The sequence below is a fragment of the Microcoleus sp. D2_18a_B4 genome (genome assembly GCF_036702475.1).
Lineage (GTDB): Bacteria > Cyanobacteriota > Cyanobacteriia > Cyanobacteriales > Microcoleaceae > Microcoleus.
The window spans coordinates 66,919-81,795 of the sequence record NZ_JAUBTL010000011.1; the positions used below are offsets into that span (position 1 = coordinate 66,919).

10 protein-coding genes are annotated in these 14,877 nt (G+C 48.0%); 4 read left to right on the forward strand and 6 right to left on the reverse strand.

Annotated features, from left to right (window positions below):
- Positions 1–92: 92 nt before the first annotated feature.
- The 6 genes from QUB04_RS09255 to rpsT all read right to left on the reverse strand — a co-directional run bounded on the left by QUB04_RS09255 (position 93) and on the right by rpsT (position 8,585).
- Positions 93–1,967: a DNA-directed RNA polymerase subunit gamma gene (locus QUB04_RS09255; protein ID WP_333142354.1), complete on the reverse strand. Its 1,875-nt coding sequence runs from the start codon at positions 1,965–1,967 to the stop codon at positions 93–95.
- Positions 1,968–2,044: 77 nt separating this feature from the next.
- Positions 2,045–3,139, reverse strand: a complete 1,095-nt coding sequence (locus QUB04_RS09260) for an HNH endonuclease (protein WP_333283529.1) — start codon at positions 3,137–3,139, stop codon at positions 2,045–2,047.
- A 149-nt stretch (positions 3,140–3,288) separates the two neighbouring features.
- Positions 3,289–6,675 (reverse strand): DNA-directed RNA polymerase subunit beta, encoded by a 3,387-nt coding sequence (gene rpoB / locus QUB04_RS09265; RefSeq protein ID WP_333054817.1) that lies wholly within the window; start codon positions 6,673–6,675, stop codon positions 3,289–3,291.
- A 451-nt stretch (positions 6,676–7,126) separates the two neighbouring features.
- Positions 7,127–7,309, reverse strand: a complete 183-nt coding sequence (locus tag QUB04_RS09270; RefSeq protein ID WP_333283531.1) for a hypothetical protein — start codon at positions 7,307–7,309, stop codon at positions 7,127–7,129.
- Positions 7,278–8,057, reverse strand: coding sequence for a TatD family hydrolase (locus QUB04_RS09275; protein WP_333283533.1), 780 nt, complete (start codon positions 8,055–8,057; stop codon positions 7,278–7,280). Before QUB04_RS09275 ends, QUB04_RS09270 begins: the two co-directional genes overlap by 32 nt.
- A 225-nt stretch (positions 8,058–8,282) precedes the next feature.
- Positions 8,283–8,585 (reverse strand): 30S ribosomal protein S20, encoded by a 303-nt coding sequence (gene rpsT / locus QUB04_RS09280; protein ID WP_333066838.1) that lies wholly within the window; start codon positions 8,583–8,585, stop codon positions 8,283–8,285.
- 1,276 nt (positions 8,586–9,861) lie between these two features.
- Here rpsT and hisD point away from each other — a divergent pair.
- The 4 genes from hisD (at position 9,862) to QUB04_RS09300 (ending at position 14,877) form a co-directional block, all read left to right on the forward strand.
- Positions 9,862–11,175, forward strand: coding sequence for a histidinol dehydrogenase (gene hisD, locus QUB04_RS09285; protein ID WP_333283534.1), 1,314 nt, complete (start codon positions 9,862–9,864; stop codon positions 11,173–11,175).
- A gap of 324 nt (positions 11,176–11,499) precedes the next feature.
- Positions 11,500–11,928 carry a universal stress protein gene (locus QUB04_RS09290; protein ID WP_333283536.1) on the forward strand — a complete coding sequence of 143 codons (429 nt, stop codon included), beginning with the start codon at positions 11,500–11,502 and terminating at the stop codon, positions 11,926–11,928.
- Positions 11,929–12,400: 472 nt separating this feature from the next.
- Positions 12,401–14,443 carry an ATP-binding protein gene (locus QUB04_RS09295; protein WP_333283538.1) on the forward strand — a complete coding sequence of 681 codons (2,043 nt, stop codon included), beginning with the start codon at positions 12,401–12,403 and terminating at the stop codon, positions 14,441–14,443.
- Positions 14,444–14,727: 284 nt separating this feature from the next.
- Positions 14,728–14,877, forward strand: a complete 150-nt coding sequence (locus QUB04_RS09300) for a hypothetical protein (RefSeq protein ID WP_333283540.1) — start codon at positions 14,728–14,730, stop codon at positions 14,875–14,877.

Sequence of the window (14,877 nt, forward strand, 5' to 3'; positions counted from 1 at the left end):
AGCAGCAATGGGTAACTTTTCTAACTTCAATCACCATTATTTATTAGCGATTACTTATCAGTTATTAGCCACTACCCATTACCCATTACCTCCTAATTATTAATCACCGACTCAATAGTTTGGTGATAGATAATCCGGCCCGGAGTAGTGCGAATGAATTGATTGATCACCTTGCCCTCTCCGTCTTCCCGAACCCGGCGGAACTTGTATTCTTTCGTCACTATACCGTCGGTAGAGCGTTCGACCTTCAGCGGTTCTCCCTCCGGTTCAGTGTTTTCGATAGCGCCTTGAAACCTCACCCACACATAAGAATGCAAATCAACAACTCCTTGCTCGTAAGCTACAACTGCGTCGGTGAGGTTGGAGAAATAGTGACCGGCTCCTTTTTGAGCATCAGGATTTTCGGCTGTCAAGTAATAGCAACCGAGCACCATATCTTGAGAAGGAGTAACGATCGGTCTCCCAGTAGCCGGCGACATAATGTTGTTAGAAGCCAGCATCAGCAACCGCGCTTCCGCCTGAGATTCCAGAGACAAAGGCACGTGCACCGCCATTTGGTCGCCGTCAAAGTCAGCGTTAAAAGCGGGACAGACTAGCGGGTGAAGTTGAATTGCCCTGCCATCCACCAAAATCGGCTCAAAGGCTTGAATCCCCAAACGGTGCAGCGTCGGCGCCCGGTTCAGCATCACCGGGTGTCCTTCAATCACCTCCTGAAGCACGTCCCAAACACTGGGATCGTTGCGCTGAATCAGTTTTTTGGCAGCTTTGATGTTGTTGACTAATCCTTGGCGGATCAGGCGGTGGATGACGAAAGGCTGGAAAAGTTCGATCGCCATCTCCCTCGGTAAACCGCACTGATGAATTTTCAGTTTCGGCCCCACCACAATCACCGAACGCCCGGAGTAGTCAACCCGTTTCCCCAGCAAGTTTTGCCGGAAGCGACCTTGTTTCCCTTCAATGATGTCCGACAGCGACTTCAGCGGGCGGTTGTTTGCCCCCACCACTGTCCGGCCCCGGCGACCGTTGTCAATCAGCGCATCCACAGCTTCTTGCAGCATCCGCTTTTCGTTGCGGATGATAATCTCCGGCGCCAGAATTTCTTGGAGTCTAGCCAAGCGGTTATTGCGGTTGATGACTCTTCGGTAAAGGTCGTTGAGGTCGCTCGTTGCAAAACGCCCGCCGTCTAACTGCACCATCGGCCGCAAGTCGGGGGGAATCACCGGAATCACATTGAGCACCATCCAATCGGGTTGAGAACCCGTAGCGATGAAGTTGTCAATTACCCGCAAGCGTTTAATTAACTTTGCCCGTTTTTGACCTTTAGCATTGGCAATATCTTCCCGCAACTTTTCCGCTTCACTTTCTAGCGGAATATTTTGCAGCAAAACTTGCAAAGCTTCAGCACCAATCCCCACTTCTACACCTGTGAGTGTGGAATCTTCGCTGTAAAGTTCGTCTTCTATTTCCAGCCAAGCATCTTCTGTGAGCAATTGCTTGTATTGCAGCTTTTCTGCATTACCTGCATTTAGGACCACGTAGGCATTGAAATAAACGATTTGTTCGACATCTCGGAGCGGCATATCTAACAGAATTGCCATGTAACTCGGGATACCTTTGAGATACCAAACGTGAGCTACGGGAGCCGCTAATTTGATAAATCCCATGCGATGGCGGCGGACGCGAGATTCAGTGACTTCAACACCGCATCTTTCGCAAACAATGCCTCTATGGCGAACTCGTTTGTACTTCCCACAATGACATTCCCAATCTTTTGCAGGCCCAAAAATGCGCTCGCAAAACAAGCCATCCATTTCAGGTTTTAACGTGCGATAATTAATTGTTTCTGGTTTTGTCACCTCTCCAGTTATCTGACCGTTGGGTAAAGTCCTCTCTCCCCACTGTCGAATTCTTTCGGGTGAAGCTAACCCGATCTTGACGTAATCAAAGCGTTGTTCTATTTTAGCCATTCTTGACTCCAATTGATAATTTACAGTAGATTATTTGGGGTGGTTTATCTTTTTTCTGTGCTTGTTTTAGGTTTAAATCACTCTTCTACTCCTTTATATGTGATATTATTTTTAATATCATAGATAACACTTGAGGATACTTTTAAGTCATCAGCTATTTTAGAGATTGATTCTCTATCTCTAATCCTTTTTCGTACCTCAAGAGCTTGCTCGAAAGTCAATTTTCGATCAAGATATCCACCCATGCGAGGAACTGGAACCTCTTCGCCTGCTTCCTTCCAAGTGACGTGATATTTAATATCGTGTATGGTTTTGCGGCCGACACTGTATTCCTGTGCTACATCCTTCATCCTCTCTCCTGCTGCTAGCTTTTGTCGAATTTCTCGCACCTTTTCCCAATCTAATTTGGCATTGGAAAGAGGATGACTTTTTCCTTGAGTGCGTCCTTTCTTAGAAGCATCTAACAAATTTTGAGTGCGAGTACCTGCCCAAAGGTGTTCTGGATTGATGCAACTGGGATTGTCGCAGGTATGACAAGCATCCATCGAAGTCGGAAGTTCATATCCTAATTTCTCGGCTAAAACAGCACGGGTAACTGATTTTAATTTCCCATTTTTCCAGTATCTGCCATAACCTTGACCATCCTTTCCACCTGAGAAAATGATGCAGCCGCTGTCTTGAATTTCTCCTAAAAAATTGGGTGAAACTGTAGTGAAGTTATCGGGAATATTTGTCTGAAGTATCTTAGTAATAGTTTCATGTTGTACTCCATACTCTTTTGCTAGGTGGTTCTTGATGGTTCCAGATAAATATTTAGTCTGAATTTCCCGTAGTTGTGCGATCGATAGTTTACCAATACCGGGAATACTTTTGCGTCTGGGAGTTTTGCGATCGCGCCCAATCATCTGCCCGGTATTCTCAGCAGCAGTACCTACTACCAGATGTGCCGGGTTGATGCAGCTTCGATTGTCGCAGGTATGGCAACCAAAATAACCGGAACCGAGGAACCCTGCTATTTTCGATTCGAGGACTAAACGGTGGACTAATACTGTTTTGCCATCGATCCACTTGCGCGCGTAACCGTTGCCAAACTTGCTCCCTTGCCAATTAATACAGCCCGTCGCCCGGTCAACTTCTCCTTGAATTCCTGGGACAACTGTTACAATATTCATGTTCAGCGTCTCTCCTGTTTAGAGCGTTGATTCGCCTCAGCAGTGTTCGTACCACTGCTGAGGCATTTTAATTTGAGATTGCCGATTAAAGATTAAAGAATTGAATGCTGTCAAAAAATCTTTAATCTTTAATCTAAAATCTTTAATGCCTAATCCTCGTCCAGTTCGTCACGAGAAAGCGATTCGTAAGTAGGCCGGGAGGGCGATCGCTTGCCCCCAGCATCTGCCATCAAATCCACCTCAACGTGCTCGCTGCCCTCGTCGGACGTATTCACCTTGTGCACAGCAATATCCAAGCACAAAGACTGCAACTCCCGCATCAGCACCTTGAAAGATTCCGGCGTACCGGGGCGCGGAATAGCTTTGCCTTTGACGATCGCATTCAGCGCTTCATTCCGCCCCTGCATATCGTCCGACTTCACAGTCAGCAACTCTTGCAAAGTATAAGCGGCGCCGAACGCTTCCAGCGCCCAGACTTCCATTTCTCCGAACCGCTGACCCCCCTGCTGCGCTTTGCCGCCCAAAGGCTGCTGCGTTACCAGCGAGTAAGGGCCTGTGCTACGGGCGTGGATCTTATCGTCTACCAAGTGAACCAGCTTCAGCATATAGGCGATGCCGACTGTGATCGGGCGATCGAACGGTTCCCCAGTTCGGCCATCGTAGACAATAGTCTTACCGGGGTGCTTTTCATTAAACACCCAAGGCTTGCCGGTTTTTTCGCGTGCCTCCTGTAGCTTGCCGTGTACGGTTTCGCGCGACTTTTCAGCGCCGTGCATTTCATCAAAAGGCACCATCTTGAACCGCATCGACAGATTTTCGCCCGCCCATCCCAGCAAGCACTCAAAAATCTGACCCACGTTCATCCGCGACGGCACGCCCAAGGGATTGAGCACTATGTCAACGGGAGTTCCGTCGGGCAAATAAGGCATATCCTCCATCGGCAAAATCCGGGACACAATACCCTTATTTCCGTGGCGGCCGGCCATTTTGTCGCCGACTTGAATCTTGCGCTTTTGAGCTACGTAGACGCGGACGACCATGTTGGCGCCGGGGGGCAGTTCGTCGCCCTGTTCGCGGGTAAACACCCGCACATCCACCACGCGGCCTTTTTCGCCGTTAGGGACGCGGAGGGAATTGTCGCGCACGTCGCGGGCTTTTTCGCCGAAGATTGCCCTCAGCAGTTTTTCTTCCGGCGGTTGGTCGGATTCGCCCTTGGGGGTGACTTTGCCGACTAGGATGTCGCTGGCTTCTACCCAAGCACCTTTGCGGATAATCCCCTGTTCGTCTAGCTGACGCAGCGCGTCTTCGCCGACGTTAGGAATTTCGCGGGTGATTTCTTCGGGGCCGAGTTTAGTTTGACGGGCTTCGATTTCGTATTTTTCAATGTGGATCGAAGTGTAGACATCTTCGTACACCAAACGCTCGCTAATTAGCATCGCGTCTTCGTAGTTGTAGCCTTCCCAAGGCATATAAGCTACGAGGATGTTGTGGCCCAGAGCGAGTTCTGCCCCTTCGGTGGAGGAACCGTCGGCGAGCACTTGACCTGCTACAACTCGATCGCCCTCATAAATCAGCGGACGCTGGTTTAAACAAGTATCTTGGTTAGAGCGCTGATATTTTTGCAGTTCGTGTTCGATGCAGCCAGCATATTTTTGCTTCCAAACCGAGGGCTGTTTGACTTTGAGATCGTCGTATTCCTTAATCAGGAAATGTTCTTCGCTGGAATTCGATTCGGCATCTACAGCCAGGGGTTTGACAATAATCCGGGTAGCGTCGATGTAAATCACCTCGCCGTCGATCCGGGAAACCACAACCATCCCGGAATCTCGGGCGGCCTGAGCTTCTAAGCCCGTACCGACGAGGGGCCGTTCTGGTTTCAGTAGCGGCACAGCTTGCCGCTGCATATTCGATCCCATCAGAGCTCGGTTGGCGTCGTCGTGTTCCAAGAACGGAATCAGCGATGTCGCTACGGAGACGATTTGCACGGGCGAAATCGCCATGTAGTCCACCTGCATCGGAGTGGTGGTAGTAAACTCTTGGCGGTAGCGGACGGCTACTGTTTCGCCCAAGAGGTTGTTGTTTTCGTCGAGGCTGATGTCTCCGGGCGCCACGCGCAAATCGTCTTCTTCGTCGGCTGTCATGTAAACAGGGGCTTTGTCGCGCAGCACCCGTCCTTTTTCTACTGGATAAAAAGGAGTTTCGATGAAGCCGTAGGGGTTGACGCGGGCGTGGGTTGCCAAGGAACCGATCAGACCGGCGTTGGGGCCTTCTGGTGTTTCGATCGGGCAAATCCGGCCGTAGTGGGACGGGTGAATGTCCCGTACTGCAAACCCGGCGCGCTCGCGAGTCAGACCTCCAGGGCCCAAGGCCGAAAGCCGACGTTTGTGAGTCAGTTCTGCCAGAGGGTTGGTTTGATCCATGAACTGCGATAGCTGGGAGGAACCGAAGAATTCCTTGATTGCTGCTACCAGCGGTTTGGGGTTGACCAGAGAAGCGGGGCTGAGGGAGTCGGCATCCGAGACGGTCATTCTTTCGCGGATGATCCGTTCTAAGCGGTTGAGTCCGACGCGCACTTGGTTTTGCAGCAGTTCTCCGACACTGCGGACGCGACGGTTGCCTAAGTGGTCGATGTCGTCGGTGGAGCCGATGTCGAATTCGAGGTTAATTAAGTAGTCGATCGCCGTCAAGATATCTTGCGATGTCAGCACCCGCGTGGTATCGGGGACTGTCAAGCGCAATTTTTTGTTGAGTTTGTACCGGCCGACTCGGCCCAAATCGTAGCGTTTGGGGTCGAAAAAGCGCGAGTTGAGGAGCTGTTCGCCGCCCGCCACGGTGGGGGGTTCACCGGGACGTAGTTTGCGGTAGAGCTCCATCAAAGCTTCTTCTTCGCCGAATTGTCCTTCTTTCTCGATCGTTTTTTGGAAGTATTCCGGGTGGCGGAGTGAGTCGTAGATTTCGCCGTCTGTGAGTCCGAGGGCTTTGAGCAGCACTTGGGCTGAGAGTTTGCGGGTTTTGTCGATTCTGACCCAGACTAAATCGTTTTTGTCTGTCTCGAACTTGAGCCACGCGCCACGGTTAGGGATGAGCGAGGCGTTATAGGAACGGCGACCGTTTTTGTCGGTTTCCGATTTGTAGTACACGCCGGGGGAACGCACGATTTGGTTAACAATCACCCGTTCGGCGCCGTTGATAATGAAAGTGCCGCGCTCGGTCATCAGGGGCAAGTCGCCGATGAAGACTTCTTGTTCTTTGATTTCCCCTGTTTCTTTGTTAATTAGGCGGGTGGGGACGTACATTTGCACCGAGTAGGTGCTGTCCCTGCGCTTTGCTTCGTCCACATCATATTTGGGGCGCTTGAGTTTGAAGTCTTTGCCCATGAAGTGGAGTTCCAGCTTGCCCGTGTAGTCTGTAATCGGGGAGAAGCTGTCGAGTTCTTCGATCAGCCCGGCTTCTAGAAACCAGCGAAAACTTGCCCGCTGGATTTCGATCAAATCGGGCAAGGTGAAGGCGAATTCTGTGTAATCTTTAGTGGTCATGGGTGTCCTTTTTCCGCAGTGGCTCTAGCTTTTTACATGGCGCCAAGGCTGGGCTTTTTTACCTTGTTGCGTTTTTTTGATGGATTGTGTGAGAGAATTTATATGATGTTTTCGATCGCCTGCCAACTGATGCAACGGTTATTTTTGCTGGTGGCTCGCAGTATTTTTGTGCGGATTTTAGTTTCGATCGAGATGCTTTTAGCTCTGATCTCGTGGTATCCCGGGGTTAATTCCCTACACTTTTGACTCCTAAAATTGACTTGACAGCTATTGCCAAATTGCTGAGGTTCCAAGTTTCTTCTGATGTGTAAGTTTGAGTGTGTAAGTTTGAGGTATTGCGTGAAGTTTTGACCGATCCCGAAGGTTAGCGTACTCGCGTTGTGTTGGTAGTTTCCGGGCGACATCGCAGTCGTGGAGACTAAGCCAACGCCCGATCGGTCGGTTCTTTTTATTATAGGACGCAAATCCGATCGCAACAGGCAACGCCAAAAGAATCTCCAATAAAGGATGAATCCGGTTTTTCTGGCAGGATATAAATGGGATTGTCCCGATCGCTGGCTCCTAAATCAACCTGTTTTCCTCGTTTCTCTGTTCTGCTATAACTAAACAGAAAAGCCGAATAGCTGACAGGCATTTTCGGTTGTCTGCTGGGACAGAGTTAAGAGAGAAACTCCTCTCAATTTAGCAACTTGCTCGGCTACGTAGTAGACGTAGGCTGGTTCGTTGCGTTTTCCCCGCTGGGGTACGGGGGCGAGAAAAGGGCAATCTGTCTCGACTAGGATGCGATCGCTATTTACCATACAAGCTGATTCTTGTATTTGCAAGGCTTTTTTAAAGGTGACTGTTCCGCTAAAACTAATGTAGAAACCTAGGTCTAAAAACCACTGGGTTTCTTCGGGTGTGCCTCCCCAGCAGTGCATGACCCCGCGCACTGGCCCGCGTGTTTGCCAAAAGTTCCTCAGCATTTCGGCCATTGGGGCGGCGGCGTCGCGACAGTGGATAATGACTGGTTTGTCAAGTTCCTGGGCGATTTCAAGCTGTGCCTCAAACACTTTAAACTGGTGTTCTCGATCGTCAGCTTTATAAAAGTCCAGTCCGGTTTCGCCGATCGCCACTACCCTAGAGTCCGAACTTGCTAATTCCCTAATCTTGCTGGCAGTCTCGTCTTTCCACTTCTCGGCATCTAGGGGGTGGAGTCCAACCGCAAACGACACTTCTGCAAACTGGTTGGCGATTGCTTGAATGCCGACAAACTCTTCTGGCTCTACACAAGAATGAACCAGCCGAACTACACCAGCTTCGCGCCAGCGTTCTCGAATGGCTTCTAACTCAGATTTGTAGATTTCAAAGTTGATATGAACGTGAGTGTCGATGAGCTGCATGGGGGAAGCAGATTAGAGGTGATACGGGAGAGTCCTGGTGGGATAGGGCGAGGGGGGAGTGAAAGAGTCTGGGAGTGGGAGTGGCAGAGAGTGTGCGGGAAAAATCTTCCGTCTTCTTTCTTCCTTCTTCCTTCTTCACGCTTGACTTCTTCACGCTTGACTTCTTCCCTCAACATCCATCCCTTCAATCTTGTACACTGCTTCGTTGCAGAACTTTCTGCTTCCTTAAGACGCTACCGAGGATGTTTCGTGTGGCTTGAGGGTTCTTGCCAAGCGGGACTTTTTACGAGCGCCGTTGTTGCGGTGGAGTACACCTTTTTTGACAGCTTTGTCAATTTTGCTGTATGCCTCAGACATTCGCTGCTGGACTTCTTGCATTAATTCCGGGCTCGGAGCTGCGGCGTACTTGTCTACGGCCGCGAAATACTTCTTCATCAAAGTTTTGACCGCTGACTTGTAAGATTTGTTGTACAAGCGGTTACGTTCGGCGATTTTGACTCGTTTGACGGCGGACTTAATATTTGCCATAGTTCAGTTGCTGGAAGTAGGTATTCATTGATACACCCTAGTCTCAAGACAGTCCCAAGACACGGGGATTTTGAAGGACAACCTTTTCGGGAGCTATCCGCAAAAAGCTTGATTTTTAATGGCGGAGTGAGACAGCCACTCTCCCTTGGCTCAGATTGAGCTGAGTCTGTGGCTACTTTTTGGCGACGCCCGCGCAATAATTTTTTATTGACTCATTTAACTGCCTGTTCTTTACCCCTGACAATACCCAAAGGTATGACACGGGTTTTACAGAGGCGTTTTGCGGTGTTTCCACCGTCACGAGTTAAAGTCACGGTTTCTTGCGCGCAATTTTCAAGTATACAATAATTTGGCGTTTTTTTATAAAAAAATTATCAGGTGTTGGAAAAACTAATATAGCACCTATTTTGCTTAAAATCCAATTCTCTGAAAAATCCAAGTTAAGCTATAACAAAGAATACGGGTTATTTGGGCTTCGGCAAGAAGCACTTACCGAAGGTAGAAGGTAAAAAGCTGAAGGTAGAAGGTAGAAGGTAGAAGACAGCCGGATCAGAAGGTAGAAGGTAGAAGGCAGAATCAAAATTCTCCCCCTCGAACACTCTCCCTCTCGGATATTATCGGGGTCGGACACTCTCCCCCTCTGCGTTCGAGCCCTCTCCCTCCGCAACCGGTTCTCTGGCGGGCAATTCCTAGAGTTGGACTTGCATAGCCAAAAAGTTTACTAAAATTAGTCATACTTAACTTGAATGGTTAACATTCGGGGCGGTATGATTACATCAGTGCCGAAAACAAAGGCTTAATTATCTGGGAGAGTAAACCAGCGTGCAAGTCAAAACTGACCAGCCTATTACAAGGTCGAACGGGAGTCCGCGTTTCGTTAAATGGGTTGAAAATATTGGATGACTCATGGCTAAAAGCTTCAACTAAAATTAACTCAATTAGGGTGGGCTACACCCGAATTAACGCCTGTGGACAAGAAGGAGCCGACTCCCTTGGGTGAAACAGGAAGCAGACCCTTCAGGAGCAATCCTGATTGAATGGTGAGACTTAAATAAGTTTAGCCAAGTTTTGTGTAGCAGAAGGTTGTGACTTGTCCTCAGTGTTGCAAAATCCTCGACAGAGATTTAAACGCTGCACTGAAGCCTTGGAAAATGCCGCGGCTATCGCGGTTTAAGCTTGTGGACTGGTGGTGGCCTACTTCTCTAGGAGATAGCCACAAAAATCCCCAATTGTCAAGCAAATGTTAGTGAAGTTATAGACGGCATTCCTAATCTCCATGCTGCGAATCATTACTCAGTGGGTTGAGGCACAAGCTGAACTGCGACGGATCTGCGATCGCACCCATGACGAACTTGTCGTTCACAAAGAAGCCACCGTGCGGGAGGTGCTGCAAGCTGTAAGGCGCAGAGGCGATCAGGCTGTGCTGCACTACACTGCTGAATTTGACCGCATGACCCTAAATGTGGAAGATTTACGGGTGACAGGCGCCGAATTGGATGCTGCTTACCAGCAGGTGTCAAAAGAATTATTAAATGCCATCCGGCTGGCTTGCAAACAGGTAGAGGCGTTTCACCGACAGCGCGTACCCAAGTCTTGGGTGCAGTTTGGTGATGACGAGATTGTTTTGGGCAAGCGCTACACGCCGGTCGATCGAGCGGGAATCTACATTCCTGGCGGTCAGGCGTCCTATCCAAGCTCGGTGATCATGAATGCGGTTCCTGCGAAGGTCGCCAAGGTGCCGAGACTGGTGATGTGTACTCCCCCCGGACAGGAGAAGAAAATGAATCCTGCGGTGCTGGTAGCGGCTCAGGAAGCGGGAGTTGATGAGATTTATCGGGTAGGCGGGGCGCAGGCGATCGCGGCTTTGGCCTACGGTACGGAAACTATTCCGAAGGTGGATTTAATTACTGGGCCGGGGAATATTTACGTCACCCTGGCTAAAAAACTGGTTTACGGGACTGTGGGAATTGATTCTCTGGCTGGCCCGTCGGAAGTGTTGATTATTGCGGATGGTTCGGCAAATTCTGTACACGTGGCTGCGGATATGTTGGCTCAAGCTGAGCACGATTCGATGGCGTCGGCAATTTTGCTGACGGCGGATTCGGTGCTGGCTAGGAAGGTGGTGGCTGAGGTAGACAGACAGTTGGCAAATCACCCGCGCCGAACTTTAACAGAAAAGGCGATCGCCAACTATGGTTTAGTCGTGGTAGTTGACTCGCTCAAAGCGGCGGCGGAACTCTCTAACGAGTTTGCGCCCGAACACTTGGAATTGCAAGTTGCAGATCCCTGGGCTTTGCTCGACCAAATTCGCCACGCTGGGGCGATTTTCTTGGGCTGCTCGACGCCGGAAGCTGTAGGTGATTATTTGGCTGGCCCGAATCACACTTTGCCGACTTCTGGGGCTCCGCGCTATGCGTCGCCGCTGGGTGTCGAAACTTTTATGAAGCATTCGAGTTTGATTCAATATTCGCCTGCAGCACTTAAGAAGGTGAGTAGGGCGATTAATGTTTTGGCCGAAGCAGAGGGGCTTCCTTCTCACGCTGATTCGGTGCGGCTACGGACTGAAAATGAGGGAAAGGGTGAGTTTTAGATGGTAAATTTGAGATGGGCGATCGGCAAAATACATAGGTAGTCAAAAGCGAGTGAAATGCAATGAAAGGAAGCAATTCTCTTGCGATTATGGTAGCTTTACATTCTGTGACAAGCGACCCAGTTTATTTGCACCTACCGAGTTACGCACTGCGGGCTTAAGAAACCCGGTTTCTTCCAGAATCTTGCTGAAATGACGCAATTATGTTAAGAAACCGGGTTTCGGGGTAGGTAATAATGATGTTGGTGGGAAGCGCGAAATTGTCGAAAGTAGGCGACAATCAACGAAAAATTTAAAGTCTAAATATCTGAAATTTAAAGGTGCATGGTATTGAATACTGTTTTGGTAGCGATCGACAATTCAGAGTTAGCGACTCAGGTATTGCAAGTTGTAGGACAATTTCAGCTAGAACCGGCGGCAAAGGTGATTCTAGTTCATGTTGTCAGTTCTGGTAGGTCGGATTTTGACGCGGTTGTCGATCGACCTCACGCTCAGGGAGATGAGATTGCTTACCGAGAGGTGGAGAAGTTACTGCAATCTTATCAGGAAAAGTTGCCTTGCCAGAGCGAATTGGAGATTGTTTCGGGACAACCTGCAGAAGAAATTGTCCGTTTGGCTCATATCTATAAGGCGGATTTAATTGCGATCGGCTGTCGGGGTTTGACTGGTTTAAAGCGCATTTTGGAGGGTTCGGTGAGTGCGGAGGTTGTGGCTGAGGCTCCTTGTTCGGTGTTGGTGGTGCGGGCGAAGTAAGTAGGCTGGTAAATGCGATCGACTATTGCATTTACATAAATCAAGATATAGCCTTTCGATCTCTCATATGAGGTACTATCCGGCATAGGGCATAGGGCATAGGGCATAGGGCATAGGGCATAGGGCATACCTCACTTTTTTGAGAAAGGCTATAGCTATTAATATCATTTGTTAGTTGAATGTAAAAATTAACGACTTATCAAATATATGCTATTTGGTCAATTTACCGACCAACGGAAAAATAAAAAACTTCCAGTAAGCGATCGCTTGTAACCGCAGATTAACGGGGCTACAAAAAGGGCGAGTCACGATCGGGATAGCTCCGCTTCAGGCTTCTTTGATGAATTGATATTATGATAGACAAAGAACCAATGGCTAAGCATTATCATCTATGCCTCCAACTGCGAATTGTCTAAAAATTCCTCTGCGCGGTGTTCTTGTTGTTCCATTTGTTCTACAAATCTTTACAGCAGTGAGCTTAACAGGTTGGCTTTCCTTACGTAATGGACAAAAAGCGGTTAACGATGTGGCGGCTCAACTTCGTCAGGAACTAATAGCACGCATTGAAGGAGAACTCAAGCAATATATCAACAAACCTCATGATATCAATCGTGTGAATTCAGTCGCTTTTGCACAGGGCCACATGGATCTGGCGAATGGCCGCAACGCTAAGCAACTTTTAACCCAAGTGCAAATCTCCCCTTTTGTTTTTTCATCCTATTGTGGCGATGCTCAAGGATATTATCTGGGTGCGACTCGTCGAGGGTCAAAAATCGCGATGACTGCGAGTAATAAAGAAACAAACTATCATTTTTCTTTTTATGAAATGGATAATTGGGGCGATCGGCAAAAATTCCTAGAACAGGTAAACTCTTCTTACGATCCTCGCCAACGCCCCTGGTATCTTTCTGCTGTGAAAGCAGGGAGGCCTACTTGGAGCAATATTTTTGTGAATATTGTCAACAATGGTAAGCCTGCAATTACTGCCAGCGAACCTGTCTATGACTCAGAAGGTAAACTTGTGGGTGTCTGTGCCACTCTTGTTGTCCTCTCAGAAAGTTTAAGGGAATTTCTGGGAAGTTTGTCTATTGGTAAAACAGGTAAGGCTTTTGTGATGGAGCGATCGGGTTCAATGATTTCTAGTTCCACCAAAGAGCCACTAATCAAAGGAAAAGGTCAAGCTCAGAAGATGATTGACGCCGTGGAAAGTAGCGAACCATTTGTGCGGGAGACAGCTAAATATTTGCAGAAATATTTTGGTAACTTTGACCAAATTCATAAATCAGAACAGTTAGAATTTACCCTCAACAGTGAAAGGCAGTTTGTTCAGTTGCTACCGCTGAATGATGGTAGAGGCATGGATTGGCTAATTGTAGTCGTCGTGCCTGAATCTGATTTTATGGAGCAAATAAATTATAATAGAAATACGACGATTATCCTTTGTCTGTTATCACTGGTAATCGCAACAGGATTAGCAATTATCACTTCACAATGGATAGCTAAACCTATTCGGCAATTGAGTCAAGCCAGTCAGGCGATCGCCGGTGGAAATTTCGAGCAAAATGTTTCCGACACTCTCGTAGAGGAATTGGTAAGTTTATCAGTATCTTTTAATCAAATGAGTCACGAATTAAAGAACTCTTACCAAACCCTTGAACAAAAAGTAGAAGAACGCACTCAAGAACTACGGGAGACTCAAGCCCAACTCATCCAAAGTGAGAAAATGTCATCTCTGGGGCAACTGGTAGCCGGGATTGCCCATGAAGTGAATAATCCCGCGAATTTTATTCACGGTAATTTATCTCATCTTAGCCAATATACCCAAGATTTACTAGAGCTAGTACAGCTTTATCAAAAGTATTATCCCCAGCCGGTATCGGAGATTCAAGCCAAGTCGGAAGATATTGAGATAGAATTTTTGAGCGAAGACTTATCAAAACTGCTCAAGTCTATGCAAGTAGGTTCTGAACGTATCCGCGATATTGTTAAATCTCTACGGAACTTTTCTCGATTGGACGAAGCAGATATCAAAGCAGTCGATATCCATGAAGGCATTGAAAGCACCCTGATGATTCTGCAAAATCGTCTCAAGGCCAGACACACACATCCAGAGATTGAAGTGATCAAAGAGTACGGTAATCTGCCGCCGATCGAATGTTATGCAGGACAGCTTAACCAGGTATTTATGAATATTCTGACAAATGCTCTGGATGCTTTAGATGAGCGAGATCGGGTGGAGAAAAAGACAATTCGGATTAGTACGAGTCTGTATAACTCAGAAGTGGTCAGAATTTGTATTGCTGATAATGGGTGTGGCATCACAGAAGAAGTCAAAAAACGGCTATTTGACCCATTTTTTACAACCAAACCCGTAGGAAAAGGTACGGGGATGGGGATGTCTATTAGTTATCAAATTGTGATCCAAAAGCATAAAGGTAAACTGTGGTGTACATCAGAACCCGGAGAAAGAACAGAGTTTTGGATCGAAATTCCCCTCAATCAAAGTGTTATTTAGTTGAGGATATTCGCGAAGTGTGGCATTATCTTGCCGAACCCCATGAATCGGGTCTATCGATTTTAGATTTTAGATTTTAGATTTTAGATTGAAGCATGGACCCCACGGATAAATTCGGGGGCAAGTTTATCGGATAAGCTGTCGCGCATTTAAATTGTAGGTTCAGGGCGGGCGGGACGCTAGGGCCCCTACTCCCCACAATAGTTTGATTATTTTTTGACATACAATTTAAATGCAGAACAGCTTACAGGTTTTTTATTTCTCCGTCCTGAGTCGGCGAAGGAATGAATCCGGGGGCTTGTATCCTGGATGCTTTCGGTCACTTCAAAGCTGTGGAACCTTCAATTTTGATTTTTGATGGCCCGTTTGCCGATATCACCGAACCGCGCGAGATGAGCGGGAAAACCGCACAACCGCTGCAATCTGTAGAGTAG

Bases quoted from the DNA above. Each gene is read 5' to 3' on its own strand.
- QUB04_RS09255 (WP_333142354.1), bottom strand. From the start codon at position 1,967: ATGGCTAAAATAGAACAACGCTTTGATTACGTCAAGATCGGGTTAGCT.
- QUB04_RS09260 (WP_333283529.1), bottom strand. From the start codon at position 3,139: ATGAATATTGTAACAGTTGTCCCAGGAATTCAAGGAGAAGTTGACCGG.
- rpoB (WP_333054817.1), bottom strand. From the start codon at position 6,675: ATGACCACTAAAGATTACACAGAATTCGCCTTCACCTTGCCCGATTTG.
- QUB04_RS09270 (WP_333283531.1), bottom strand. From the start codon at position 7,309: ATGCCTGTCAGCTATTCGGCTTTTCTGTTTAGTTATAGCAGAACAGAG.
- QUB04_RS09275 (WP_333283533.1), bottom strand. From the start codon at position 8,057: ATGCAGCTCATCGACACTCACGTTCATATCAACTTTGAAATCTACAAA.
- rpsT (WP_333066838.1), bottom strand. From the start codon at position 8,585: ATGGCAAATATTAAGTCCGCCGTCAAACGAGTCAAAATCGCCGAACGT.
- hisD (WP_333283534.1), top strand. From the start codon at position 9,862: ATGCTGCGAATCATTACTCAGTGGGTTGAGGCACAAGCTGAACTGCGA.
- QUB04_RS09290 (WP_333283536.1), top strand. From the start codon at position 11,500: ATGGTATTGAATACTGTTTTGGTAGCGATCGACAATTCAGAGTTAGCG.
- QUB04_RS09300 (WP_333283540.1), top strand. From the start codon at position 14,728: ATGAATCCGGGGGCTTGTATCCTGGATGCTTTCGGTCACTTCAAAGCT.